The sequence below is a fragment of the Microbacterium sp. A93 genome (assembly GCF_051842835.1).
In genome coordinates, this window is the sequence record NZ_JBPXMT010000005.1 from 223,216 (window position 1) to 246,631 (window position 23,416).

Sequence of the window (23,416 nt, forward strand, 5' to 3'; positions counted from 1 at the left end):
TTGCAGTACCAAAGCACGGATGCAAGGCGAAACACCGTGATTTCGCCCTGCAGGCGTCCGATCGCCCTGCATCCGTGCCACGCCGAGCCGCGAAGGGCGCCCCTCAGGCCAGGAAACCCCGCAGCAGCGCCTCGGATCCGGCGAGGTGGTCGCGCATCGCGTCTTCCGCGGCGTCCGGCTGTCCCATCAGGATGGCCGTGATGATCCGATCATGCTGCTCACCGGAGTGCTCGATATTGCGCGGAAGCAACGGGAAAGTGTCGAGCCAGGCGTTGATCCGCGCCCGATTCTCGGCGACGAGCGCCACGAGCGACGGAATGCCGGTGGCCTCGGCGATCTCCAGGTGTAGCAGCGTGTCCAAACGACGGTATTCCTCGGGTCCTGCCGGCAGCGCCGCCTCATGTCGTGCCCACAGCCGAGCTCTCGTGCCGGCGTCGAGTGTGCGCCCGGCTGCGGCCCGGGCTGAGCCGCTCTCCAGCACGAACCTCAACCCCAACACGTCATCGAGCTCCGCGGGGTCCGTGTGTCCGGAATCAGCGGGCATCGGCAGCGGGTCGGCGACGAAGGTGCCGCCGTACCTGCCGCGCCGAGGCTCGAGGTAGCCCGCATCGGCGAGCTCGCGGATCGCTTCGCGCACGGTGTCGCGGCTCACCCCGTAGGACGCGGCGAGCTCCCGCTCCGGCGGCAACGAATCTCCGGGGGCGACCACTCCGAGACGCACCGTCTGCACGAGCCGTGCAACCGTGTCCTCCAACGCGTTCCCCCGCCGGAGCGGCCGAAAAACGGCCTTGCGAACCTCAATGAGGTCGCGCTCGCGTGGGTTCTCGCTCATGGTCTCATTCTCTCAAAGCCGACGTCACAGCCGGCATTCACAGCGGCGTGACGTACGCGTTCGTGATGCCACCGTCGACGACGAAGGCGCTGCCGGTGATGAACGACGCGTCATCCGAAGCGAGGAAGGCGACGGCCGCCGCCAGCTCCTCCGGCTCGGCGAACCGCCCCATCGGCACGTGCACGAGGCGGCGCTGCGCGCGCTCAGGGTCCTTCGCGAACAGCTCCTGCAGCAGCGGCGTATTGACCGGTCCTGGGCACAGCGCGTTCACGCGGATGCCCTGACGGGCGAACTGCACGCCGAGCTCACGCGACATCGCCAGCACTCCCCCCTTCGACGCGGTGTAACTGATCTGCGAGGTGGCGGATCCGAGCAGCGCGACGAAGGATGCCGTGTTGATGATCGACCCGCGTCCGGCTGGAACCATGTGGCGAAGGGCTGCGCGGCTGCACAGGTAGACGCTCTTCAGGTTGACGTCCTGCACGAGGTCCCAGGCCGGCAGTTCGGTGGTCTCGATCGAGTCGTCGGATGCCGGTGAGATACCGGCATTGTTGAATGCGATATCGATACGGCCGAACTCCTCGGCGACGCCGTCGAACAGCGTGTTCACCATGGCTTCGTCGGCCACGTTCACTGGACGAAAGACACCGCCTACTTCGCTGGCAGCGGCCTCGCCGGCGATGGGGTCCATATCGGCGATGACGACGAATGCGCCCTCGGCGGCGAAGCGGCGTGCGGTCGCGAAGCCAATGCCGCTCGCGCCGCCGGTGATGATCGCAACGCGGTCCTTGAGACGCTGGGTCAGATCGATGATCATGTGCATTTCCTTCAGTACAGGTGGTGGTCAGGAGGCGTCGGTCGCGAAGAAGACGTTCTTCGTCTGGGTGAAGTGCTCGGCAGCATCCGGCCCGAGCTCGCGCCCGAGACCGGAGGATTTCATGCCACCGAACGGTGTGGCGTAACGCACTGAGGAGTGCGAGTTCACCGAGAGCACGCCGGCGTGTACGCCCTGGGCCACGCGCATCGCACGGCCGAGATTCTCGGTCCACAGCGAACCGGCGAGTCCGTAGACCGTGTCGTTCGCGAGGCGGATGGCGTCGGCTTCGTCGTCGAAGGGCAGCACCGAGAGGATCGGTCCGAAGATCTCGTCCTGGGCGATCCGGTCGCCGGGCCCGGCGAGCACGACGGCGGGCGCGAACCAGAATCCGTCCCCGCTCGGCGCGCTCCCTCGGTAGGCGATGTTCGCGCCGTCGAGAAAGGATGCCACGGTGTCGCGATGCGACGCAGAGATGAGCGGGCCCATATCCGTGCTCTCCTGGCTCGGATCGCCGACCTTCCAGCTCTGCACTGCGGGTTCGAGCAGCTCGAGGAAGCGATCATAGACACTGCGCTGCACGAGCAGACGACTACGGGCGCAGCAGTCCTGACCGGCGTTGTCGAACACCGAGCCTGGTACGGCGGCAGCGGCCTTCTCGAGATCGGCATCCTCGAACACGATGTTCGCGGACTTGCCACCCAGCTCCAGGGTGACCGGTTTCAACGCTCTGGCGCAGCCCGCCGCGACGTCGACTCCAACCTCGGTGGAACCGGTGAAGACGACCTTGCGCACATCCGGATTCGTGACGAAGCGCTGCCCGACGACCGAGCCAGAGCCGGTGATGACCTGGAAGAGCCCCTCCGGCAGGCCAGACTCGACAGCGAGCTCACCCAGACGGAGCGCAGTGAGAGGGGTGAGCTCGGCCGGCTTGAGCACAACAGCATTGCCCGCGGCGAGCGCCGGAGCGAATGCCCACGATGCGATCGTCATCGGGAAGTTCCACGGCACGATCACCCCGACGACGCCGTAGGCCTCGTGGAAAGTGACATCCAGTCCACCGGCGACCGGGATCTGCCGACCGGAAAGTCGCTCCGGGTCAGCGGAGTAGTAGTTCAGCACCTGGGCCACATGACTCGCCTCCCAGCGAGCTGAGCCGATCGGATGCCCGGAGTTGAGCACCTCGAGTTGGGCAAGCTCTTCGGTCGCGGCCTCGACATGGCGGGCGAAGGAGCGCAGGGCCTCGGCGCGAGCGGCCGGCGCCAGCGACGCCCAGCGGCGCTGGGCGACGACGGCGCGCGCGATCGCGGCATCCACCTCGTCGATGCTCGCGCGTGAGACGTCGCGAATGGCCGTCGCGGTCGACGGGTTGATCACGGTGAATGCGCTCATCGCACGCCCTCCTTCTGCTGGTGCTGTACTTTCTGAATCTTTTGCGCGGCGAACTCGCGAGCCTCGGCGACCAGTCCCTCGAACACGTGACGGTTCTCGGCGTTCTCCTCCGGATGCCACTGCACGCCGACGAGATACCCGTTGGCGGTGTCCTCGAAGGCCTGCACGAGGCCGTCGTCCGTGCGCGCAGAGACGGTGAGCCCCTCACCCAGATCGTCGATGCCCTGGTGGTGGTAGCTGTGCACGCGAAACGCGCCGTCTGTTAAAGCCGCGCCGATCACGTCGGCGAGCATCGTGCCAGGAACGACCTCGACGTCATTCGAGGCGAAGACTCCGCCGCCGAGCTTGTACCGATCGGTGCCGAGCGACTCCGGCAGGTGCTGCTGCAGCGAGCCGCCGCGGGCGACGTTCACGAGTTGCAGTCCGCGGCAGATCGCCAGCACCGGCATCCGTCGACGCTCTGCGGCATGGAAAAGCGCGAGCTCCCACGCATCGCGGTCGGCACGCGCGGTGTCTGTCATCGGGTGACGCTCGGACCCATAGAGCTCGGGCTGCACGTCTGCACCTCCGGTGAGGATGAGCCCGTCGAGACCAGCGATCGCGGCATCCGCCACTTCCGCTGCCTGCGGAGGCAGCAGCATCGCGATGCCACCGGAGGATGTGACGCTCAGCAGATACTGCTCCGGCAAGAACGCGGCACGCACGTCCCATACCCCTTGAGTTGCGCGCTCGAGATAAGTGGTGACGCCGATCAGCGGAAGGCGTGCACGCTCATCGCCTTTCGAGTGTTCAGAGTCGTTCGAAGCCACGGACGCGCTCCCAGTCGGTGACGGCGGCGTCGAAGGCCTCGACCTCGATGCGCGCCTGGTTCAGATAGTGCTCCACGACGTCATCCCCGAAGGCTGCGCGCGCGATCTTCGATTCGCTGAACAGCCGAGCCGCATCCCGCAGCGTCGTCGGAAGGTGATCGACGTCGGCGGCGTAGGCCGAGCCCTCCAGGCGCGGCGGGAGCGTCAGTTCGTTCTCGATGCCGTACAGGCCTCCCGCGATGATCGCGGAGATGCTGAGATACGGATTCACGTCGCCACCGGGCACGCGATTCTCGACCCGCAGCGACGGACCATGACCGACCACACGCAGCGCGCAGGTGCGGTTGTCGATCCCCCATGCCACACCTGTGGGTGCGAAACTGCCCTCGGCAAATCGCTTATAGGAGTTGATCGTCGGCGCGTACAGCAGTGTGAACTCGCGAAGAGTGGCGAGGATGCCGGCGATCCAGTGCTCCATCTCCGGGCTGAAACCGTACTCACCGTCGCCCGCCATGACGGAGGTGCCATCGGCATCCCGCAGCGAGAGATGGATGTGACAGCTGTTGCCCTCGCGCTCATTGAACTTCGCCATGAACGTGAGCGACTGGCCGTGCTGCTCTGCGATCTCCTTCGCGCCGTTCTTGTAGATCGTGTGCTGATCGGCGGTCTCGCGCACCTCGGCGTAGCGGAAGGCGATCTCCTGCTGACCGAAGTTGCACTCCCCCTTCACACCTTCGTTGTATAGCCCCGCGCCGTCCATGCTGTTGCGGATGTCGCGCAGGAGCGGCTCGAGGCGAGTGGTGGCGAGCAGGTTGTAGTCGACGTTGTAGTCACTCGTCGGCGTGAGGCCTTCGTACTTGCGTGCCCAGGCCTCGCGGTAGGTGTCCTCGAAGACGATGAACTCGAGTTCCGTGGCGGAAAAAGCTGTCCAGCCGCGCTCGGCGAGACGGTCGCGCTGCCGGTCGAGGATGGCGCGGGGCGAGGGCGCGACAGGTGTGCCGTCTGCCCAGACGAGATCGGCGATGACGAGCGCCGAGCCCTCAATCCACGGGATACGACGCAGCGTCGCAGGATCCGGACGCAGCCCCATGTCGCCGTAGCCCTTGTCCCAGCTCGACATCGCGTAGCCGTCCATCGTGTTCAGGTCGACGTCGACGGAGAGCAGATAATCGCACGATTCCGCGCCGTGGTCGAGCACCTCTTCCTGGAAGAGTCTGGCGGAGATGCGTTTGCCGGCGAGGCGTCCCTGCGCATCTGCGAAGGCGACGATCACGGTGTCGATCTCGCCCTTCGCGATCGCCTCGTCCAGCTGCTCGACGCTGAGGTTTCCCGGCATGTTCCGCTCCACTCCGTCTGCGCCCGGTGTTCGTCCGAGCACTTCGCACACTAGAACACTTTCAGGTCTAAAGGTAGACGAATCAGACCATTAGCTGTCACAATCTCTCGCAAGGCGCTCCCGCGTCTGTCCAGGTGCGAACGGAGTTCGGATGTCTGAGCAACAAAGTGGGTCCCGCAAGGTCGCTGGGGCGACCTATACACGAGCCGGAAGCGAGTACTTCGCGAAACGCTCACTCAGGCGCAGCGCCGGCGTGTGGGGCCTGTGGGGGCTTGCAGTTGCCGCTGTCATCTCGGGCGACTTCTCTGGGTGGAACTTCGGCATCGAGTTCGCCGGCTTCGGCGGGATGCTGATCGCCTTCGCCATCCTCGTGATCATGTACTACGGCATGATCTTCGCCATCGGCGAGATGGCATCCGCGATGCCACACACCGGCGGCGCGTACTCCTTCGCCCGTTCGGCCATGGGGCCGTGGGGTGGTCTGGTCACCGGCGCCGCCGAGACCATCGAGTACGTCGCGACCACGGCGGTGATCGTCTACTTCTCCGCGTCCTATGCAAACGGGATTACCTCGGAGCTCCTGGGGCTGACTCTGCCCGGCTGGGTCTGGTACCTGATCCTCTACATCGTCTTCATTGCCCTGAACTCTGCGGGCGCCGCGATCTCCTTCCGCTTCGCGATCATCGTCGCGGTGATCTCGATCGGCATCATCCTCGTCTTCTCGCTCATGGCGCTGTTCTCCGGCGCGTTCTCATGGGATGCCCTGTGGGACATCGTGCCCGATGAGGGGCAGAGCGTATTCCTCCCGCATGGGGTGCTGCCGATCCTGTTCGCGCTGCCGTTCGCGATGTGGTTCTTCCTCGGCATCGAGGAGCTGCCGCTTGCCGCGGAAGAATCGCACAACCCCACCCGCGACATCCCCAAGGCGGGTTTCTGGGCTCGCGGCACGCTCATCATCACCGGACTGCTGGTCCTCTTCCTCAACACCGGCGTTCTCGGCGCCGAAGCCACCGGCAAGGCCGGTGAGCCACTGCTCGACGGATTCCGCGCGATCGTCGGCGATCAACTGGCCGCAGTCCTCGCCCTGTTCGCCCTCGTCGGCCTGCTCGCGTCACTGCAGGGCATCATGTTCGCCTACGGGCGCAACATGTACTCCCTCTCCCGCGCCGGCTATTACCCGCAGTTCCTTTCCCTCACCGGCAAACGCCAGACCCCGTGGGTCGCGCTCGTTGTCGGCGCCGCGATCGGCTTCATCGCGCTCATCGTGCTTGACGTGCTGGCCGTAGTCGATGAGGCGGGCGCCGGCACCGTCGCCGGTGCGATCGTGCTGAACATCGCCGTCTGGGGCGCCGTGTTGGCGTACGGACTGCAGCTGATCTCGTTCATCATCTTGCGCAAGAAGTTCCCGAACGCCGACCGTCCGTACCGCAGCCCGTGGGGAATCCCCGGGGCGGTCGCCGCTCTCGTGATCGCGGCGCTCATCTTCGTCGGCTTCCTCCTGAACCCGACGTTCGGGCCGGCGATCATCGCCATCGCGATCGTCTATGTGATCATCCTGCTCGGATTCGGACTGTTCTTCCGACACCGCCTCGTCCTCTCACCGGAGGAAGAATACGCGCTCTCCGGCGGCGAGCACGGCGACCCTCAGGCGGAGGGCTATGACGCCATGGAGGGCGAGGTATTCGATACGAAGTAGTCCCCACCGGGGGGCGTGGACTACTTCTTATCGAAGTCGAACGCCTTGAGCAGCTCGCCGACAGCCTGCTCGCGCTCCTCGCCGCCCTGTTCGAACATGTCTGTGACGTGCGTACGCAGGTGATTCTCGAGCAGCAGGCGGTTGAGGGACTCGAGCGAGCGCTGGATGGCCCGGGACTGCGTGATGATGTCCATGCAGTACTCCTCGTTCTCGATCATCCTGGTGACGCCGCGTAGCTGCCCCTCGAGGATGCTGGTGCGATGCAGAGCGCGCTTTTTGATGTCTTCGATCACGATCCGAGAGTACCCCGCACCGCTCTCGGGGAACACTTGCAGGGCTCGCGTGGCACACCTGCAGGGCGATCGTACGGATGTCTGGCGAAACGCCGCTGAATGGACCTGCATCCGTGCATCGGCACTGCAAGTGTGCGCGACGAGAACATCGCGCGTGCGAGGATGACGTCATGCCGCGCACCCCACTGGCCCTTCTCTCACCCGCCGATCAGGAGCGACTGCGCGCGCTTCGTCGAATGAAGGCGATCGCGGTCGGTGCGCTGGTGTTCATGGCGGTCGTGTTCGTCATCGCGTTCTGGCTGCAGCAGCGCCAGCCGTGGCTCGGATATGTCCGCGCAGCAGCCGAGGGCGGAATGGTCGGCGGCCTCGCTGACTGGTTCGCTGTCACCGCGCTGTTTCGCAGACCACTGGGTCTGCCGATTCCGCACACCGCGATCATCCCGAACCGCAAAGACGAGATCGGGCGCACCCTGGGTGAGTTCGTCGAAACAAACTTCCTTGCCGCTGAGGTCGTGCGCACCAAGCTCACCCAGACCGCGATCGCACAGCGCGCCGGCGAATGGCTCCGACAGACATCGCACGCGGAGCGGGTTACCGCTGAAGGCTCGACGATCGCGATTGCCGTCCTCAATGCACTCAGCGACGATGACGTTCGCGATCTCATCACAGACCTTGCGCGCGAGCATCTGGTCGATCCGGAATGGGGCCCGCCCGCCGGCGCCTGGCTCGAGAAGATTGTCGAAGCGGATGCCCATCACAGCGCAGTTGACCTCGCCGCAGACAGCATCTCGACGTGGCTGGATACCAACGGCGAGGCCTTTGCCGGCCTCATCTCCCGGCGCCTGCCATCGTGGGTTCCCAAGCTCGCGCACCGCTTCGTCGACGAGACGGTCTATCACGAGGCCGTCAAGTTTGTTCATGCGGTGCAGGCCGATCCGCAGCATCCGGCCCGCCTCGCGATCGACGGATACCTCGGCAGGCTTGCCGACAACCTGCAGAACGACCCCGCCACCCGCGCAAAGTTGGAGAACGCGAAAGCGTCACTTTTCGACAGCCCCCGCGTGGGTGCTCTGGCCGCGGATGCCTGGAACACCGCGAAGGCGGGCCTGCTGAAGTCCCTCGCGGATCCTGCGAGTGGTCTGCGCGCACGCGCGGCGCAAGCAGTACAGGAAGTCGGCGAGCGGCTGACGACGGATGCTGCGCTGCAGAAGCGCGTGGATACCTGGGTGTCCGACGCCGCAGTGTTCCTCGTCGATCGTTACCGGCACGATATCGCGTCGATCATCACCGACACCGTCGAGCGCTGGGATCCGGCCGAGACGACGGAGAAGATCGAGCTCATGGTCGGTCGCGACCTCCAGTACATCCGACTGAACGGCACCGTGGTGGGTGCGCTGGCTGGGCTCGCGATCTTCACGATCGCACACGCCGTGATTCCGGGGGTGTGAGCTTCGAGCCCTGTCTACTTAGCGCGCGGCGAGGCCGGCGAGCATCTCCAGCACGCACAGCGCCGCGAGGCGCACAGTGCGGCCGTCGGCAGAGTCTGCGGTGGCATCCACCTCGGCGATGTCGGCGCTGACGATGCGGGCGTCTGCGGTGAGAGCACGCACCAGCGCACGCAACTCGAAGGCGGCAAGCCCACCGGGCACGCTCGCCGGGCATCCGGGAACTGCCGAACGATCGGCCGCGTCGACATCGACGTCGAGATGGATCCGAGCCTCGGCATCCACTCCTGCGATCTCGTGCGCCTCGCTGACGACGTCGGCGAGACCGCGGCGACGCAGCTCGTCCAGGGTGATGACACGGATGCCCCAGTCCGCTGCGCGCTGCGCGTAGGCGGCGGAGTTCGCATAGTCGGCAATGCCGATCTGCACGATCCGCGTCGGGTCGATGCGTTCTTCGGTCGGGGCATCCTGCACCAGCCGACGCACGGGCGATCCGTTGGAGACCCCATCGCGCAGATCGAAGTGGGCGTCGATCGTGATGAGTCCAGTGGCGGCAGCGCCGCGCGCCACCGGGTAGGTGAGGGAGTTGTCACCACCGAGCGCGATGACAAGCCCTGCCGCCGCCGACAGTTCGGCGACACGGGCGATCGTGGCGGTGATGCCGGTATCACCGTCCGGCTCGTCGATATCACCGGCATCCGCGATCCGCAGGGCAGCATTCAGATCGACGACGGGCGGGCCCATCAGCGTCGCACTGTATCGAGGAAGGGCCTCGCGGATCGCCGCCGGTGTCGCGTGTGCGCCGGTCGGTGAGAGCGAGGTGCGCCAGGTGGGTACGCCGAGGAGCACGGCATCCGCTCGGTCTCCGGGCTCGAACGAGGGCCAGCCGCCCGCGCGTGGCCAGAGGTCATCGTGTGTCAGGGTCATGGGTATCGCTCGCCGTCCTTCCAGACCTGTCGCACCAGCGGTACGCCGGGGCGATATGCCAGGTGCACGTGCGTCGGGGCGTTCAGCAGCACCAGATCGGCGCGCGCGCCGGGTCGGATGATGCCGATGTCATCGCGGCGCAGTGCCCTCGCGCCGCCGGCCGTCGCAGCCCACAGTGCTTCGGCCGGAGTCATGCCCATGTCGCGCACGGCGATCGCGATGCAGAACGGCATCGACGAGGTGAAGCTCGACCCAGGATTCGTGTCGCACGCGAGAGCGACGGTGACGCCGGCATCGATCAGCCGACGTGCGTCCGGATAGGGCTGCCGAGTGGAGAACTCGACGCCGGGCAACAACGTCAGCACGGTGTCGGATGCCGCGAGCGCGGAGATGTCGGCATCGGTCAGATAGGTGCCGTGATCGATGGATGCCGCGCCGAGCTCGACAGCCAGCTGCACTCCCCCGCCCGGGCTGAGCTGGCTGGCGTGCACTCGGGGCACGAGGCCCCTCGCTATTCCGGCTTCGAGCACGCGCCGAGACTGCTCGACGGTGAAGGCGCCCGTCTCGCAGAAGACATCGATCCACCGCGCGTGCGGAGCGCAGGCATCCAGCATCTCCCCGATGACCAGGTCGACGTACTCGTCCGAGCGGTCTGCGTACTCCGCGGGGACGACATGTGCGCCCAGGAACGTCACCTCCGGAGTGACCTCGGCGGCGAGCCGCACCAATCGCTCCTCGGTGTTCACGTCTAGGCCGTAGCCACTTTTGATCTCGACGGTCGTCGTGCCCTGGGCGAGCAGCTCATCAACGAAACCGTGCAGCCGTGTGCGCAGCTCGTCCTCTGTCGCTGCCCGTGTCGCCGCGACGGTGGAGCGTATGCCACCAGCGGCATACTTCTCCCCCACCATGCGCGCCTCAAACTCCGCCGCGCGATCGCCCGCGAAGACGAGGTGGCTGTGGCTGTCGACGAATCCCGGAATGATCGCGCGTGCCCCGGCATCCACCGTCTCGGTTTCCTGCCCATGGGTGGTGGGGGCATCAGCGTCCGGCCCCACCCAAGCGATGCGCCCATCCTCGATGAGCACCGCCGCGTCGCGCAATATCCCGCACTGGTCGCCGTCCGCGTCGACGTTCGTCACCAACTCCCCAATGTTCGAGATCAAGGTGCGCATCGTCTACCTCTTATCAGTCGTCGAGTGGGCGTTGGTGGCTCGAAAATCCCGCAAAACCGAGCCACGAGCGCCCACTCGCAAGGGGTTGGGGTGTTGAGGTGTGGGGGTCATGGCATGGGGATGTTTAGGCCGCGGGTGCGGGCTACTTCGCGGGCACGTTCGTATCCGGCATCTGCGTGGCGCATGACGCCGGTGCCGGGGTCATTGGTGAGCACGCGTTCGAGCTTCTCGGCCGCGAGCGCCGTGCCGTCGGCGACACACACCTGCCCGGCATGGATGCTGCGGCCGATCCCGACCCCTCCGCCGTGGTGCAGCGAGACCCAGGATGCTCCGGATGCCGTGTTCAGCAGCGCATTCAGCAGCGGCCAGTCGGCGATGGCGTCCGAGCCGTCGGCCATGGCCTCGGTCTCACGGTACGGCGAGGCGACGGACCCGGCATCCAGGTGGTCACGTCCGATGACGATCGGCGCTTTCAACTCGCCCGAGGCGACCATCTCGTTGAACTTCAGCCCGGCCAGGTGACGCTCCTTGTAGCCGAGCCAGCAGATCCGTGCAGGCAGCCCCTCGAAGTGCACCTTCTCTGCCGCCTGATCGAGCCAGCGGTGCAGGGCCGCATCCTCCGGGAACAGTTCCTTCACCGCCTGGTCGGTTGCTGCAATGTCAGCGGGATCACCCGACAACGCCACCCAGCGGAACGGCCCCTTGCCTTCCGCGAACAGCGGGCGAATGTACGCGGGAACGAAGCCCGGGAACGCGAATGCCCTCTCGAACCCGCCCAGCTCGGCCTCGCGCCGGATGGAGTTCCCGTAATCGAAGACAGCGGCGCCGGCATCCTGAAACCCGACCATCGCGGCGACGTGCGCGGCCATCGACTCCCGAGCGCGCAACGTGAAATCCTCCGGGTCACGCTCCGCTTCGCCCTTCCACTCACCGACTGAGACTCCGACTGGCAGGTATGCAAGCGGGTCGTGTGCACTGGTTTGGTCGGTGACGATATCGATCGGCACACCCCGACGAAGGAGCTCAGGGAAGATCTCGGCAGCGTTGCCGACCACTCCCACGGAAAGTGCCTCGCCAGCATCTTTGGCGGCGAGGACATCTGCCACGGCCGAGTCCAGGTCGGTCGTGTATCGATCAAGGTAGCCGTGCTCCACGCGACGAGCGAGTCGCGTCTCATCGACGTCGACGATCAGCACCGCACCGCCGTTCATCGTGACGGCGAGTGGTTGCGCCCCGCCCATGCCGCCGGCCCCGCCGGTGAGCGTCAGCGTGCCGGCAAGCGACTCGCGACCGAGAGAGCGCGCCACCTCGACGAAGGTCTCGTACGTGCCCTGCAGGATGCCCTGCGTGCCGATGTAGATCCACGACCCCGCCGTCATCTGCCCGTACATGGTGAGCCCGAGCGCCTCGAGCCTGCGGAACTCCGGCCACGTTGCCCAATCGCCCACGAGATTCGAGTTCGCGATCAGGACGCGCGGCGCCCACTCGTGCGTGCGGAACACGCCGACTGGTTTGCCGGACTGCACGAGCAGGGTCTCGTCTGGCTCGAGCTCATCGAGCGTGCGGATGATCGCGTCATACGCCTCCCACGAACGGGCTGCCTTGCCAGTACCGCCATAGACCACGAGATCTTCCGGATGCTCGGCCACCTCCGGATCGAGGTTGTTCATCAGCATCCGCTTGGCGGCCTCCGCACCCCAACTCTTGGCGGTGCGTTCGTTACCGCGTGCGGCGCGGATGTCACTCCGAGACAGCGGCGTTTCATGAGACATCGGCGTTCTCCTTCGCAGTACGAGCAACAGCGCCCGATCGGACGAGCTCAGTGACGGCTTCAATCTCGGGCGAGAGGAACCGGTCGGGGCCTGGGCCTTGCACAACCGTGCGGACGAGGTCGCGGACGGCGCCGGTCACCGCTCCTGCCTCGAGCGGCGCACGCAGGTCGAGCGCGCGAGCGCCGGTGAGCACCTCGATCGCGATCACGCGAGTCAGCCCGTCGATCGCGCGACGGAGCTTGCGGGCCGCGGCCCACCCCATCGAGACGTGATCCTCCTGCATCGCGGATGACGGTATCGAATCGACGGATGCCGGAGCGGCAAGACGCTTCAGCTCGGAGACGATCCCCGCCGCGGCATACTGCGCGATCATGAGGCCGGAGTCCACACCAACCTCATGTGCGAGGAACGGCGGCAGGCCGCGGTTGCGGGCAGCGTCGAGGGCGCGGTCGGTACGCCGCTCGGAGACGCTGGCGACATCGGCCACCGAGATCGCCAAGAAGTCGAGCACGGCCGCGACCGGAGCACCGTGGAAGTTTCCGTTCGACTCGATCCGGCCGTCCACGGTGATGATCGGGTTGTCGATCACACTTGCCAGTTCACGCGAGGCGATTGTGGCGGCGTGTGCCATCGTGTCGCGCATGACCCCGTGCACCTGCGGTGAGCAGCGCAGCGAGTACGCATCCTGCACTCGGCCGTCTTCCGGGCCCTTGTGGCTGGCGAGAATGGGCGACTCCGCGAGGAAAGCACGCAGATTCGCCGCCGACTTCGCCTGCCCGACCTGCGGGCGCAGCGCCATCAGATCAGCGGCGAATACGGCGTCCGTTCCCAACTGACTCTCGATCGACATCGCCGCCGCGAGGTCTGCGGTGGTGATGAGGGTTTCGAGATCGTGCAGCGCGAGCAGCAGCATCCCGAGCATGCCGTCGGTGCCATTGATGAGGGCGAGACCCTCCTTCTCCACGAGGACGAGCGGTTCGATTCCTGCGGCCGCGAGCGCCTCGGATGCGGCCTGCAGGATGCCATCCACCCGCACCTCGCCCTCTCCCATCGCTGCCAACGCGATGTGCGCGAGCGGGGCGAGGTCGCCGGAGCATCCCAGCGATCCGTACTCTCTGACGACCGGGGTGATACCCGCGTTCAGCATGGCGGCATATGTTTCGGCGACGACGGGACGCACACCTGTGCGACCGGATGCCAGGGTCTGCAACCGCAAAAGCTGCAGCGCCCGCACCACCTCGGCCTCAACCTCATCCCCCGTGCCCGCAGCGTGTGAGCGGATGAGACTCGCCTGCAACTGGTGGCGTCGCTCTGGCGCGATGAACGTGGTCGCGAGCGCACCGAAGCCGGTGGAGACGCCATAGTGCGGATCCGGGTCCGCGGCGAGCGCGTCAACGATGCCACGTGTCTCGGCAATCCGGTCGAGTGCCGCGTCATCGAGCATGATCCGCGCACCGTGCCGAGTGATCGCGACGACATCGGCCGGGCTCAAGACATCGGCGCCGACGCGCACTTCATCACCGACGCGCGCTACACCGCCGACGAGGATAGGGGGAAACTCTGCCATGGCTTGATTCCACACCCTGGCACTGGCGGCGAACAGAGGCGCATGACATCCTTTGTCTGTGATCCCAGACAGTACAACCGGAGCGCAGGTTCCCGCTGCCGACCAGACCCTGCGCATTCTGCGGTATCTGGCGGGGCGCCCCGCATCCGTCGCAGCATCCGCGATCGCTCGCGAGTTGGCTTTGCCCCGTTCGACGGTTCACCATTTACTGAACACCCTCGCCGCGCACGGGTTCGTGCTGCACCTGCGCGAAGAACGACGCTGGGCACTGGGAACGGCGGCATCCGAGCTCGCCGGCGGATTCGCTCGCCAGCAACCGCTGGCACGACTCGGTCGCCCTCTGGTCGCGGCGCTCGCCGACCGTCTGGGAGAGAGCACGCACCTGGCCGTGTTGAGCGGCAGCGACGTGGTCTACATCGTCGAAGAGCGCGCTCCGCGGCGTCCGGCACTGGTCACCGATGTGGGTGTGCGGCTGCCAGCGCATCTGACGGCGACCGGTCGCGCGATGCTGGCTGCGCTCCCCCGCGAGCAGGTGCGGGCGCTGTACCCGAACGCATCGGCGTTCTCCACCCGCACCCACCGCGGACCGAACACGCCCAGAGAGCTCCGCGAGCTGCTGCGGAGCATCCGCGCCGCTGGGTTCGCATCGGAGGACGGCGAGGTGACGGAGGGCATGCGATCGGTGGGAGCCGCGGTACGCGACACATCAGGATGGCCGCTCGCCGCCGTCGCCGCGACCTGGTCGAGCGATACCGGGCCGGCACAAGCGGATGCCGCGAGCGCGGTGATTCAGACCGCAGCAGAGCTCCAGCGCAGACTGCGCCATTGACGTGTCGCAGAACTGCGACATCGGCGCGACAGGACGGCGACATCGGTTCGATACTCTCAAAGGCATGAACACGACCGCACGCCGAGCAGTGGCCGCACTGAGTACCGCTCTCACGCTTATCGCCGCAGCCGGATGCTCGGCCCAGATTCCGGCCGAATCGACGCCGACGGCACCCGCCGCAGTCGAGTCTGAACCTGCGGCGAGCACGCCCGAGCCCGATGCACCCACTGGCCTGCCCACGGTCGCGGGATATGCCGAGGGTGAGTTCCCGCCGGTGCCGCTGTTCCAGCTGCCCGACCTCTCCCTTCTGGATGCGAGTGTCTCTTCCTTCACGATCGAGGTTCGCGACGACTTCGCGACGATCCCCGGTGTGACGGTCTCTGCCGCGCAGTGCGATGCCGGCGGCAGCGTGATCGCCGGCAACGGCAGCGCCTACCTGTACGGCGACGGCTCGGGCAACTACACCGGTGCCGACGGCAGCATCCAGAACTACGGTGACGGGTCTGGCTCCTTCACTCTCAACGGTGTGAAGGTCGACAACTACGGTGACGGATCGGGCACCTACGACGATGGCACCGTCAGCATCCAGAACTACGGCGACGGCTCCGGCGTCTACAGCGATGCCAGCATGAGCGTGAACATCTACGGCGACGGTTCCGGCATCTACACGGCAGGCGCCGTGGTCATCAACAACTACGGCGACGGATCTGGCAACTACGCAGATGGCACCGTCAGCATCGAGAATTACGGCGACGGCTCCGGCGTCTACAGCGACGCTGACATCACGATCAACAATTACGGTGACGGGACCGGCACGATCGATGGCGTACCAATCGAGGTCGAACCGATCGCGATCGTGCCGGTGCTCGGAGTCTTTCCTCCGCTGAGCGCGCTGCAGCCGATCGAGTCATGCGGCACCATCCTCACCTTCCAGGACGGCGTGCTCTTCGACTTCGACCGCAGCGAGGTGCGCGCTGACGCTGCAGGCACCCTCAAGACCGTCGCAGCCGTGCTGACCGAGTATGACGTCCCCCAGGCGATCGTGTCCGGCCACACCGACGCGATCGGCTCCGACGACGACAACCAGACGCTCTCCGAAGAACGCGCCGCATCCGTGGTCGCCGCTCTGGAAAAGGCCGGAGTCACGTCAGCTCTCACCGCAGAGGGATATGGCGAAACCAGCCCCGTTGCCGCGAACGAGATCGACGGCGAAGACAACGCGGCCGGCCGTCAGCTCAACCGCCGCGTCGAGATCTTCATCCCTGCGGCTCTCTGACCCCATACTTCTGCCCATCTCACCGGTCCCCCTCAAGGAGACAGCATGCTCACCGTCCGTTCACTCGCGATCGCCGCAGCCGTTGGCATCCTCATCACCACGCTCACCGGATGCGCCGTGTCGGTGACCGACCCCGATACGGATACGACGCAGGAGTCCGCCGTTGAGACGGAGCCGCAGGACGCGGTGGCCAACGACGAGGATGCCCCCGAGGAGGATGCCCCGGACGACGCCGAGGACGGCCCCGTGAACGCAGACTCCGGCCCCACCGAGTGGAGCGCCGAGGTCGGCGAGACCCGCGATGAAAAGCTCGCCTCGGTCATGAAGACCGTGACGTGCGACGGCGACCTCGTCCTCGGAGACAACGAGACCGGGCAGGTCATCCAAGTCGATGGCCCCTGCGAGCACCTCGTTCTCGATATGCACGGCGGCTTCGTCGTAGCGGGAGAGATCACCACCCTGGACATCCGCGGCGTCGGGAACGCGGTGTTTGTCGACGCGGTGAACACGCTCAACGTCACAGGAGACGGCGGCGCCGTGTACTGGCTCGGCCCGACACCGGCCGTGAACGATAGCGGCGTCGGCAACGTGCTCACGGCAGGATGAGTCTGTGGCATCCGACCGACCCCGCCTCCTCCTCGTCGATGATGACGAGGCGATCACCGGCGCGCTGAGCGCGTTTCTGGAGCGCAGCGGCTATGACGTCCGCATCGCCGGCGATGGCCGGGCGGGTTTGGATGCCGTGGCCGAACAGGTTCCTGATCTCGTCGTCAGTGACGTCCTGATGCCGCACATGGATGGGCGCGAGTTCGTGCGCCTGTTGCGCGAGCGCGACCTCTGGCTGCCGGTGATCCTGCTCACTCAGGTCGGCGAATCGTGGGAGCGCAGCGCGGCACTGGACGAGGGCGCAGACGACTATCTGAACAAGCCGTTCGATCCCCAGGAGCTACTCTCACGCATCCGCGCGGTGCTGCGAAGGGCATCGCAGGGTGCGGGCGGACTGCCGGCAGCGACGAAGTTGCGTGCCGGAGAGCTGCTCCTGGATCGCACTTCTCGTCGGGCGTGGCTGCAGGAGCGCGAGATCACTCTGACCCCCAAAGCGATGACGCTGTTGGAGTACCTGATGACGCATCCGCAGGAGGCGCTACCGAGAGAACGGCTGCTCGCGGCGCTGTGGGGCTTTGATTTCGCCAGCTCAAGTCGCGCGGTCGATCACCGGATCGCCGAGCTGCGTCGGGTTCTCGGCGACGACCCGACCACACCTCGCTTCATCGATACCGCACCGAGTCTCGGCTATCGCTTCATCGCCGCGGTGGTGCCAGCGTGAGCGCCGCAAGTCGCTTCGGCTGGAACCCCGCTCACCGTGTCAGATTGGCCGCCGCGGTCATCAGCCCGGTCATACTGGGCGCTGCAGCAGGTGGCATCTTGCTCTTGCTCGGCGAACGCCGCAGCCTGACGATCGCGATCGCGCTTCCCGCCGTCTTCCTGGCCGCAGGCGTCCTGATCAGCCTGATCGTGGGGATCGCCCTACTCGTGCGCTCGCGTCGCCGCCGCAGCAGGGCGCGTGTCGCCGCCGCCCACATCGAAGGCGAGGCAGTGGGCCAGCGCACAGAGCGAGAGAGCCATCGCACGTTCTTGGCCCGACTTGATCACGAACTGAAGAATCCTCTGACCGCGATTCTCGCGACCGCCGCAGGCCGAGACTCACCGGAATGGCACACAGTCGATGCGCAGGCGCGAAAGCTGGGCACTCTCGTCCGAGATCTGCGCAAGCTTGCCGAATTGGAGACGCGAGAACTGGAACGAGAACAGGTCGACCTCGAGCTCCTGCTCCAAGAAGCCGTCGAGGCGATCCGCCAGCGCGACGGCGCCTCGGCGGCCCGCATCCGCGTGGACGTCACGCGAGTTCCGTGGACCGTGCCGCCAGTGCATGCCGACATCGATCTGTTGTCGCTCGCGATCGACAACGTCCTCGGCAACGCCGTGAAGTACTCTGCCGAGGGCCCGATCGAGGTTCGGCTTCGCGAGGAAAGCGGATGGGCAGTCATCGAGGTCGCCGACGCGGGCCGTGGCATCCCCGCAGTCGATCTTCCCGTCGTCTTCGACGAGCTGGCGCGCGCGCAGAACGCACGCGATGTGCAGGGCTCGGGGCTCGGTCTCACGCTCGTGTCGACGGTGCTTGCCCGACACGGCGGCGACGTCGCACTGCGTTCCGTGGAAGGATCCGGCAGCGTGATCACGCTGCGCCTGCCGCTGCGTTGAACCTGAGTCCGCCGCTGCGCTGAACATTCCTGCCGCTGCGCTGGACACGCTCGCCGCTGCGCTGGAAAAGGTGGAAGGGGCCGCAGGCTCACCCGCCCGCGACCCCCTCTCAGGAGTCGGATTTCTCCGTCAGATCAGCCAGCCGCGCCCTTGCGGGACTTAATGAAGCTCTCCGGCTCCTGCTTGGCACGCTTGACTGCTCGCTTCTCTTTCAGCGACAGCTTCGCGGATTTCTTACCTGTTCGTTCTGTGGGTGTCTTTCCAGACATCGAGACTCGCTTCCCTCTTATTCGGCTGGCGGGTGTAACCACTGACCATAGCCAGTTCCACGGTGAAGTCAAATTTCCCGGTGAGAAGGAAAAAACGTGCTCTCCGAACCGGTCAGGAGATCCGAAGCGACTACGCTCAGAACGTGCTCGATACACTCACGGGATTCGTTGTCGTCGGGCTCGCGATCGCCGTCGGATATCTCATCGGGCGCATCGACCTTCTCGGCCCGCACGCCCGCCATGTGCTCGGGCGACTGACGTTCTTCGTGCTCTCCCCCTTCCTGCTGTTCACCGTGCTCGCTCAGGCCGATGCATCGATGCTGTTCTCGTCGCTGCTGCCTGTGTCCGCGATCGCTGCGGTCGTGGTCATTGGTGCGCACGCGCTCGTGGCGAAGTACATCTGGAAGCGCAGCGTCGGTGAGACCGTCATCGGTGCGCTGTCGGCTGGGCAGGTGAACTCGAACAACATCGGCATTCCGCTGTCGCTGTATCTGCTGGGCAGCGCCGCGTACCCGGCGCCGGTAATCCTGCTGCAGTTGATGGTGTTTACACCGATCTCGCTGACGATCCTCGACGCCGTCACGAGTGGGCGTACGTCGCCCTGGCGCACCTTCGTGCGCACGGCGACGAACCCGATCATTCTCGGCTCAGCGCTGGGGACCCTCGTCTCGGTGTTCGACATCGAACTGCCGCCGATCGTGATGGAACCGACCACTCTGTTGGCGAACGCCTGCGTTCCGGTGTTGCTGATCAGTTACGGCATCTCACTGCACGGCCAGAAGGTTCTCGGCACCTCGGGGCACCGTAGGGACGTACTGCTCGCGAGCACCTTGAAACTGCTGATCATGCCGCTCGTCGCGTGGGTCACCGCACAGTTCGTGTTCGGTCTGTCCGCGCACGAGGTCTTGATCGTCGTCGTTCTTGCGGCGCTGCCGACCGCACAGAACGTCTTCAACTACTCGCAGCGCTACGACGTCGGCGAGGCGATGTCTCGCGATACGGTCTTCATCACGACGATCGGCTGCGTACCCGTGCTGCTGATCGCGACACTGCTCTTGGGGTGAGGGCGGGCAACTGGAAGAGTGTCAGCATGAGCGCTCTCCGCATCCTGCACCTCAGCGACACCCATTTCTCCGCAGACGGCGGGCGTCACTACGGCGTCGTCGATACTGCCGAGCACCTGGGCAGAGCACTGGCGCATGTCGAACACCTCACTTTCGACCTGGTCGTCGTCTCAGGCGACGTCAGCGATGACGGTTCTGAGGAGTCGTACCGCCTGGTCAGGGATGCCGTCATCCCCTGGGCCAGAGATCGTGGAGCACGCACGGTGTTCGCGATGGGCAATCACGACCGGCGCGACGCCTTCCGCGCCACACTGGGTGGCGGACAACCGGATGCCAGTGAACAGGAACTGCCGGGCATCGATCTGGACCGTCCTGTGGCGTCTGTCGCCGAACAGGACGGGTGGCGAGTCATCGTTCTCGACAGCTCGGTGCCTGGCGCGGGATTCGGCACCCTCGAGGCCGCGCAGAAGCAGTTCCTGCGCGAGCTTCTCGCCTCCTCCGCGACGCACGGCACGGTCGTGGTCGTGCATCATCCACCGGTCAGGGCGCAGACCGTTCTGCTTCAGGCCCTCGCTCTCGACGAACGTGACGGGCAGGACCTGATCGACATCGTGCGCGGCACCGATGTACGCCTCATCCTCGCTGGCCACTACCACCAGGCCATCACGGAGTTCGTGGGTGGAGTTGCCGTCACTGTTGCTCCCGGCGTGACGAATATCTCCCACGCCTTCGCCGACCCGACCGAGGAATCCGCGATCGACGCTTTCGGCGGCTCGGTCATCACGATCGACGACGACCGGGTGCGCGTGGTTCCGTTTACCGAGCGGCTGACACCGGATGACGTGGTCTTTCACTTCGACGCGGATGTCGTGGCGCAGATCGTTCAGGATGCCGGCCGGCCGGACTGATCGGGCGCACTGAAGCGGCGCTGATCAGAGGAAAACGAAGAAGCCCCGCCGGAGCGGGGCTTCTTCTTACTGTCTCAACACAGTGTGGACCTAAGGGGATTCGAACCCCTGACCTCCTCGATGCGAACGAGGCGCGCTACCAACTGCGCCATAGGCCCATGAACCTCAGCTAGATTATCACGCCCGAAAGGTGCGATGCGCCGCTCGAGAGCTCAGCCGACGGCGCGGCGTTGCAGCAGCTGACGCACGTGTTCTTCGATTTCCGCGTCATCCACGAAACCCATCTTCGCGTACGGCGAGGCGGGCGCCTTGGCTGCGGGGATGGCGACCGGTGCGGGCTGTGCCATCTCTTCCGCGCGCTCACGCAACCGGGCGACGCGTTCGGCACGGCGCAGTTCCTGTTTCGCCTCGATCTCGGCCCGTGCCGTCTGCGCCAGCGAACCGCTGACCGATACCAGCGGCGCGGGCAGCGGGCGGGGCGTCCACGTTGCGCGACCCTGATCATGCAGCGGCGGTGCCACGCGCGCAGCCGCGCTCTCGACGACGACCTCGGCCGGCCGACGAGCCGCACGAAGCGACACGGATGCCATCTTCTGCAGCGTGGCCGCGGCAACGACGGCGAGCGCACCACCGATCCAGATCATCAGCTGCGCGCCACCAATCAGCACCTGCCATACACCCAGCCCCACAAGCACCAGACCGGCAAGCAGCAGAACTGTCGCCACCATGCGTACGTTGCGACGAGCGCGCGCCTGTCGCATCACCGGATCGGCGCGGGTCGCGGCAAGCTCGGCACGAAGGCGCACCAGCTCAGATGCTTCCTTCTCCGACTGCAGACGCTTCACCAGCTTCTGTTGGGCCAGCACGGTGCGTGCGTTGAGCTCGAGGTGCACTTCATTAGGTGTCTCACTCGTTTCCGCCAGCACACGCAGCGCCTGATTCAGGCGCACAGCGTTCCGCTCCGAGGCGTTGTACTGATACCGGCCACGCCACGAGGGCAGCAGGTACAGCATCCAGAGCAGCACCGAGACAAGGACGATGACGCCCCCACTCAGTACTGGCCCATTCATAGGGACAACGGTATGCGACGCAGGCCAGCCTTCGCCTCAGTCGAGGCGCGTGTCGCTCGCGGGAATCATAGTTCTCAGAGCGAGAGCCGGTCTGACGGCGGGATGGTCGCGGCATCCTGCGGTACGAGACCGTTCACCCAGCGCGCCAGAACGCCATCCGGAACGTCCTCGCGGGTGAGCGCGAAAGCGTAATGATCGCGCCAGTCGCCGTCGATGTGGATGTAACGCCGACGCAGCCCCTCGTAGCGGAAGCCGAGCTTCTGCACGATTCGCAGGCTTGCCGTGTTCTCCGGACGGATACAGATCTCCATCCGGTGCAGCCCGTACTCGCGGAAGGCCGCATCCGTGGCAAGCGCCACCGCCGCCGGAGTGATCCCTCGACCGGCGAAGCGCTCACTCACCCAATACCCGATGGTCGCTGAGCACAGCGAACCGCGGGACACTCCCCACACGTTGAGCTGACCGGCGATTTCACCGTCGTATTCCACGACGAACGGGTATCCGCCACCATCGCGGTACTGCTGCAGCAGCCGGCGAATACCGAGCCGCATGTCAAACGATGCGACACCATTCGGTATGGTCGCTTCCCAGCGTTGCAGCCAGGCACGGTTCTGAAGCAGTTCCTGCTGGAGAACACGCGCATCACGGGTGCGGACAAGCCTCAGCTCGACCGGTCCATGACGTCGCCCCTGCACGAATTCCATCCGATCCTCGAACCCGAGCCTCTACAGGCGCGCGCCGAACTCCTTCAACCACGGACGAAGCTCCGGTCCGAGGTCATCGCGGTCGGCTGCGAGCTGCACGATCGCCTTGATGTAGTCGACGCGGTCGCCGGTGTCATAACGACGGCCACGGAAGATGACGCCGACGACGCCGGGGCCATCGGTTTCTGCAGCAAGCTCCTGCAGCGCATCTGTGAGCTGGATCTCCCCGCCCTTGCCAGGCTGGGTACGCTCCAGGATCGGGAACACAGACGCAGGCAGTACGTAACGACCGATGACGGCGAGGTTGGACGGCGCGTCTTCTGCGGCCGGCTTCTCGACGAGACCGGTGACACGGACGAGGTCGTCATTGTCTGTGGTCTCGATCGCAGCGGCGCCGTACATGTGAATGTTGGCGGGCTCGACCTCCATGAGAGCGACAACTGCCGCACCGGTGCGCTCGTGCTCCGCGATCATCGTCGAGAGAAGCTCGTCACGCTCATCGATGAGGTCATCACCGAGCAGCACGACGAAGGAGCTGTCGCCGACGTGGGTCCTGGCTCGCAACACCGCGTGGCCCAGTCCCTTCGGCTCACCCTGACGCAGGTAGTGGATATCGGCCAGATCACTGGACTTCATGACCCGCTCGAGGCGATCAACGTCGCCCTTCTCCGTGAGCTTGACCTCAAGTTCGGGGACGGAGTCGAAGTGATTGGAGATGGCGTTCTTGTTACGGCCGATGATTACGAGAATGTCATCAATGCCCGCAGCGACTGCTTCTTCGACCACGTACTGAATGGCGGGTTTGTCGACCACCGGCAGCATCTCTTTCGGCATGGCCTTGGTGGCGGGCAAGAATCGTGTGCCCAGGCCGGCTGCCGGAATTACCGCCTTCATTGACTGTTTTCCCATTGTGCCAGCTTAGTGGGGGTGCGACCTTCGGCCCGGAGCTGCGCCCGACCACTTCGGCCTTCCCCTTCGG

22 protein-coding genes and 1 tRNA gene are annotated in these 23,416 nt (G+C 65.8%); 9 read left to right on the forward strand and 14 right to left on the reverse strand.

The features are described from left to right. Positions 1 to 103 precede the first annotated feature (103 nt). The 5 genes from ACSU1G_RS14495 to ACSU1G_RS14515 are packed head-to-tail and all read right to left on the reverse strand — an operon-like array spanning position 104 to position 5,183. A complete protein-coding gene (locus tag ACSU1G_RS14495; protein WP_439280662.1) occupies positions 104 to 832 on the reverse strand; it encodes a FadR/GntR family transcriptional regulator in 729 nt (242 codons plus the stop codon). Positions 833 to 869: 37 nt separating this feature from the next. After that, the gene (locus tag ACSU1G_RS14500) at positions 870 to 1,649 is read right to left on the reverse strand and encodes a 3-oxoacyl-ACP reductase (protein ID WP_439280663.1); all 780 of its coding nucleotides are present in this window, start codon (positions 1,647 to 1,649) and stop codon (positions 870 to 872) included. Between the two features lie 27 nt (positions 1,650 to 1,676). Beyond that, positions 1,677 to 3,038, reverse strand: coding sequence for an aldehyde dehydrogenase family protein (locus tag ACSU1G_RS14505; RefSeq protein ID WP_439280664.1), 1,362 nt, complete (start codon positions 3,036 to 3,038; stop codon positions 1,677 to 1,679). Then, positions 3,035 to 3,847 carry a gamma-glutamyl-gamma-aminobutyrate hydrolase family protein gene (locus ACSU1G_RS14510; protein ID WP_439280665.1) on the reverse strand — a complete coding sequence of 271 codons (813 nt, stop codon included), beginning with the start codon at positions 3,845 to 3,847 and terminating at the stop codon, positions 3,035 to 3,037. The genes ACSU1G_RS14505 and ACSU1G_RS14510 overlap by 4 nt, the downstream gene beginning before the upstream one ends. Then, on the reverse strand, positions 3,828 to 5,183 hold the full coding sequence (locus tag ACSU1G_RS14515; RefSeq protein ID WP_439280666.1) for a glutamine synthetase family protein: 1,356 nt from the start codon (positions 5,181 to 5,183) through the stop codon (positions 3,828 to 3,830). Before ACSU1G_RS14515 ends, ACSU1G_RS14510 begins: the two co-directional genes overlap by 20 nt. 151 nt (positions 5,184 to 5,334) lie before the next feature. Here ACSU1G_RS14515 and ACSU1G_RS14520 point away from each other — a divergent pair, with 151 nt between their 5' ends. Next, positions 5,335 to 6,879, forward strand: a complete 1,545-nt coding sequence (locus ACSU1G_RS14520) for an amino acid permease (RefSeq protein WP_439280667.1) — start codon at positions 5,335 to 5,337, stop codon at positions 6,877 to 6,879. A 20-nt stretch (positions 6,880 to 6,899) separates the two neighbouring features. Here ACSU1G_RS14520 and ACSU1G_RS14525 read toward each other — a convergent pair whose 3' ends face one another. Next, positions 6,900 to 7,172 carry a metal-sensitive transcriptional regulator gene (locus ACSU1G_RS14525; RefSeq protein ID WP_439280668.1) on the reverse strand — a complete coding sequence of 91 codons (273 nt, stop codon included), beginning with the start codon at positions 7,170 to 7,172 and terminating at the stop codon, positions 6,900 to 6,902. A 170-nt stretch (positions 7,173 to 7,342) separates the two neighbouring features. On the opposite strand from ACSU1G_RS14525, the gene ACSU1G_RS14530 reads away from it, so the two are divergent. Beyond that, a complete protein-coding gene (locus ACSU1G_RS14530; RefSeq protein ID WP_439280669.1) occupies positions 7,343 to 8,620 on the forward strand; it encodes a DUF445 domain-containing protein in 1,278 nt (425 codons plus the stop codon). An 18-nt stretch (positions 8,621 to 8,638) separates the two neighbouring features. Here the strand turns inward: ACSU1G_RS14530 and ACSU1G_RS14535 are convergent, their stop codons facing one another. The 4 genes from ACSU1G_RS14535 to hutH form a co-directional block, all read right to left on the reverse strand. After that, complete coding sequence (locus tag ACSU1G_RS14535; RefSeq protein ID WP_439280670.1) at positions 8,639 to 9,544, reverse strand: arginase family protein; 906 nt, start codon at positions 9,542 to 9,544, stop codon at positions 8,639 to 8,641. Beyond that, complete coding sequence (hutI, locus tag ACSU1G_RS14540; protein ID WP_439280671.1) at positions 9,541 to 10,716, reverse strand: imidazolonepropionase; 1,176 nt, start codon at positions 10,714 to 10,716, stop codon at positions 9,541 to 9,543. The genes ACSU1G_RS14535 and hutI overlap by 4 nt, the downstream gene beginning before the upstream one ends. A 107-nt stretch (positions 10,717 to 10,823) precedes the next feature. Next, positions 10,824 to 12,488, reverse strand: a complete 1,665-nt coding sequence (gene hutU / locus ACSU1G_RS14545; RefSeq protein WP_439280672.1) for a urocanate hydratase — start codon at positions 12,486 to 12,488, stop codon at positions 10,824 to 10,826. Beyond that, positions 12,478 to 14,055 (reverse strand): histidine ammonia-lyase, encoded by a 1,578-nt coding sequence (hutH, locus tag ACSU1G_RS14550; protein ID WP_439280673.1) that lies wholly within the window; start codon positions 14,053 to 14,055, stop codon positions 12,478 to 12,480. The genes hutU and hutH overlap by 11 nt, the downstream gene beginning before the upstream one ends. Positions 14,056 to 14,107: 52 nt before the next feature. On the opposite strand from hutH, the gene ACSU1G_RS14555 reads away from it, so the two are divergent. The 7 genes from ACSU1G_RS14555 (at position 14,108) to ACSU1G_RS14585 (ending at position 20,663) form a co-directional block, all read left to right on the forward strand. Further along, a complete protein-coding gene (locus tag ACSU1G_RS14555; protein ID WP_439280674.1) occupies positions 14,108 to 14,884 on the forward strand; it encodes an IclR family transcriptional regulator in 777 nt (258 codons plus the stop codon). 64 nt (positions 14,885 to 14,948) lie between these two features. Next, positions 14,949 to 16,160: an OmpA family protein gene (locus tag ACSU1G_RS14560; RefSeq protein ID WP_439280675.1), complete on the forward strand. Its 1,212-nt coding sequence runs from the start codon at positions 14,949 to 14,951 to the stop codon at positions 16,158 to 16,160. A 45-nt stretch (positions 16,161 to 16,205) separates the two neighbouring features. Beyond that, positions 16,206 to 16,766, forward strand: coding sequence for a DUF3060 domain-containing protein (locus tag ACSU1G_RS14565; protein ID WP_439280676.1), 561 nt, complete (start codon positions 16,206 to 16,208; stop codon positions 16,764 to 16,766). 4 nt (positions 16,767 to 16,770) lie between these two features. Continuing rightward, the gene (locus ACSU1G_RS14570) at positions 16,771 to 17,487 is read left to right on the forward strand and encodes a response regulator transcription factor (RefSeq protein ID WP_439280677.1); all 717 of its coding nucleotides are present in this window, start codon (positions 16,771 to 16,773) and stop codon (positions 17,485 to 17,487) included. After that, positions 17,484 to 18,422, forward strand: coding sequence for a sensor histidine kinase (locus ACSU1G_RS14575; RefSeq protein WP_439280678.1), 939 nt, complete (start codon positions 17,484 to 17,486; stop codon positions 18,420 to 18,422). The genes ACSU1G_RS14570 and ACSU1G_RS14575 overlap by 4 nt, the downstream gene beginning before the upstream one ends. 412 nt (positions 18,423 to 18,834) lie before the next feature. Continuing rightward, the gene (locus ACSU1G_RS14580) at positions 18,835 to 19,755 is read left to right on the forward strand and encodes an AEC family transporter (protein ID WP_439280679.1); all 921 of its coding nucleotides are present in this window, start codon (positions 18,835 to 18,837) and stop codon (positions 19,753 to 19,755) included. A 26-nt stretch (positions 19,756 to 19,781) separates the two neighbouring features. Then, positions 19,782 to 20,663: a metallophosphoesterase gene (locus ACSU1G_RS14585; protein WP_439280680.1), complete on the forward strand. Its 882-nt coding sequence runs from the start codon at positions 19,782 to 19,784 to the stop codon at positions 20,661 to 20,663. An 85-nt stretch (positions 20,664 to 20,748) separates the two neighbouring features. On the opposite strand, the gene ACSU1G_RS14590 is transcribed toward ACSU1G_RS14585, so the two are convergent. The 4 genes from ACSU1G_RS14590 to galU form a co-directional block, all read right to left on the reverse strand. Continuing rightward, positions 20,749 to 20,821, reverse strand: a tRNA-Ala gene (locus tag ACSU1G_RS14590). Positions 20,822 to 20,875: 54 nt separating this feature from the next. After that, on the reverse strand, positions 20,876 to 21,733 hold the full coding sequence (locus ACSU1G_RS14595; RefSeq protein WP_439280681.1) for a hypothetical protein: 858 nt from the start codon (positions 21,731 to 21,733) through the stop codon (positions 20,876 to 20,878). A 74-nt stretch (positions 21,734 to 21,807) separates the two neighbouring features. Continuing rightward, positions 21,808 to 22,437 carry a GNAT family N-acetyltransferase gene (locus tag ACSU1G_RS14600; RefSeq protein WP_439280682.1) on the reverse strand — a complete coding sequence of 210 codons (630 nt, stop codon included), beginning with the start codon at positions 22,435 to 22,437 and terminating at the stop codon, positions 21,808 to 21,810. A gap of 21 nt (positions 22,438 to 22,458) precedes the next feature. Further along, a complete protein-coding gene (gene galU / locus ACSU1G_RS14605) occupies positions 22,459 to 23,346 on the reverse strand; it encodes a UTP--glucose-1-phosphate uridylyltransferase GalU (protein ID WP_439280683.1) in 888 nt (295 codons plus the stop codon). Between the last annotated feature and the right edge of the window lie 70 nt (positions 23,347 to 23,416).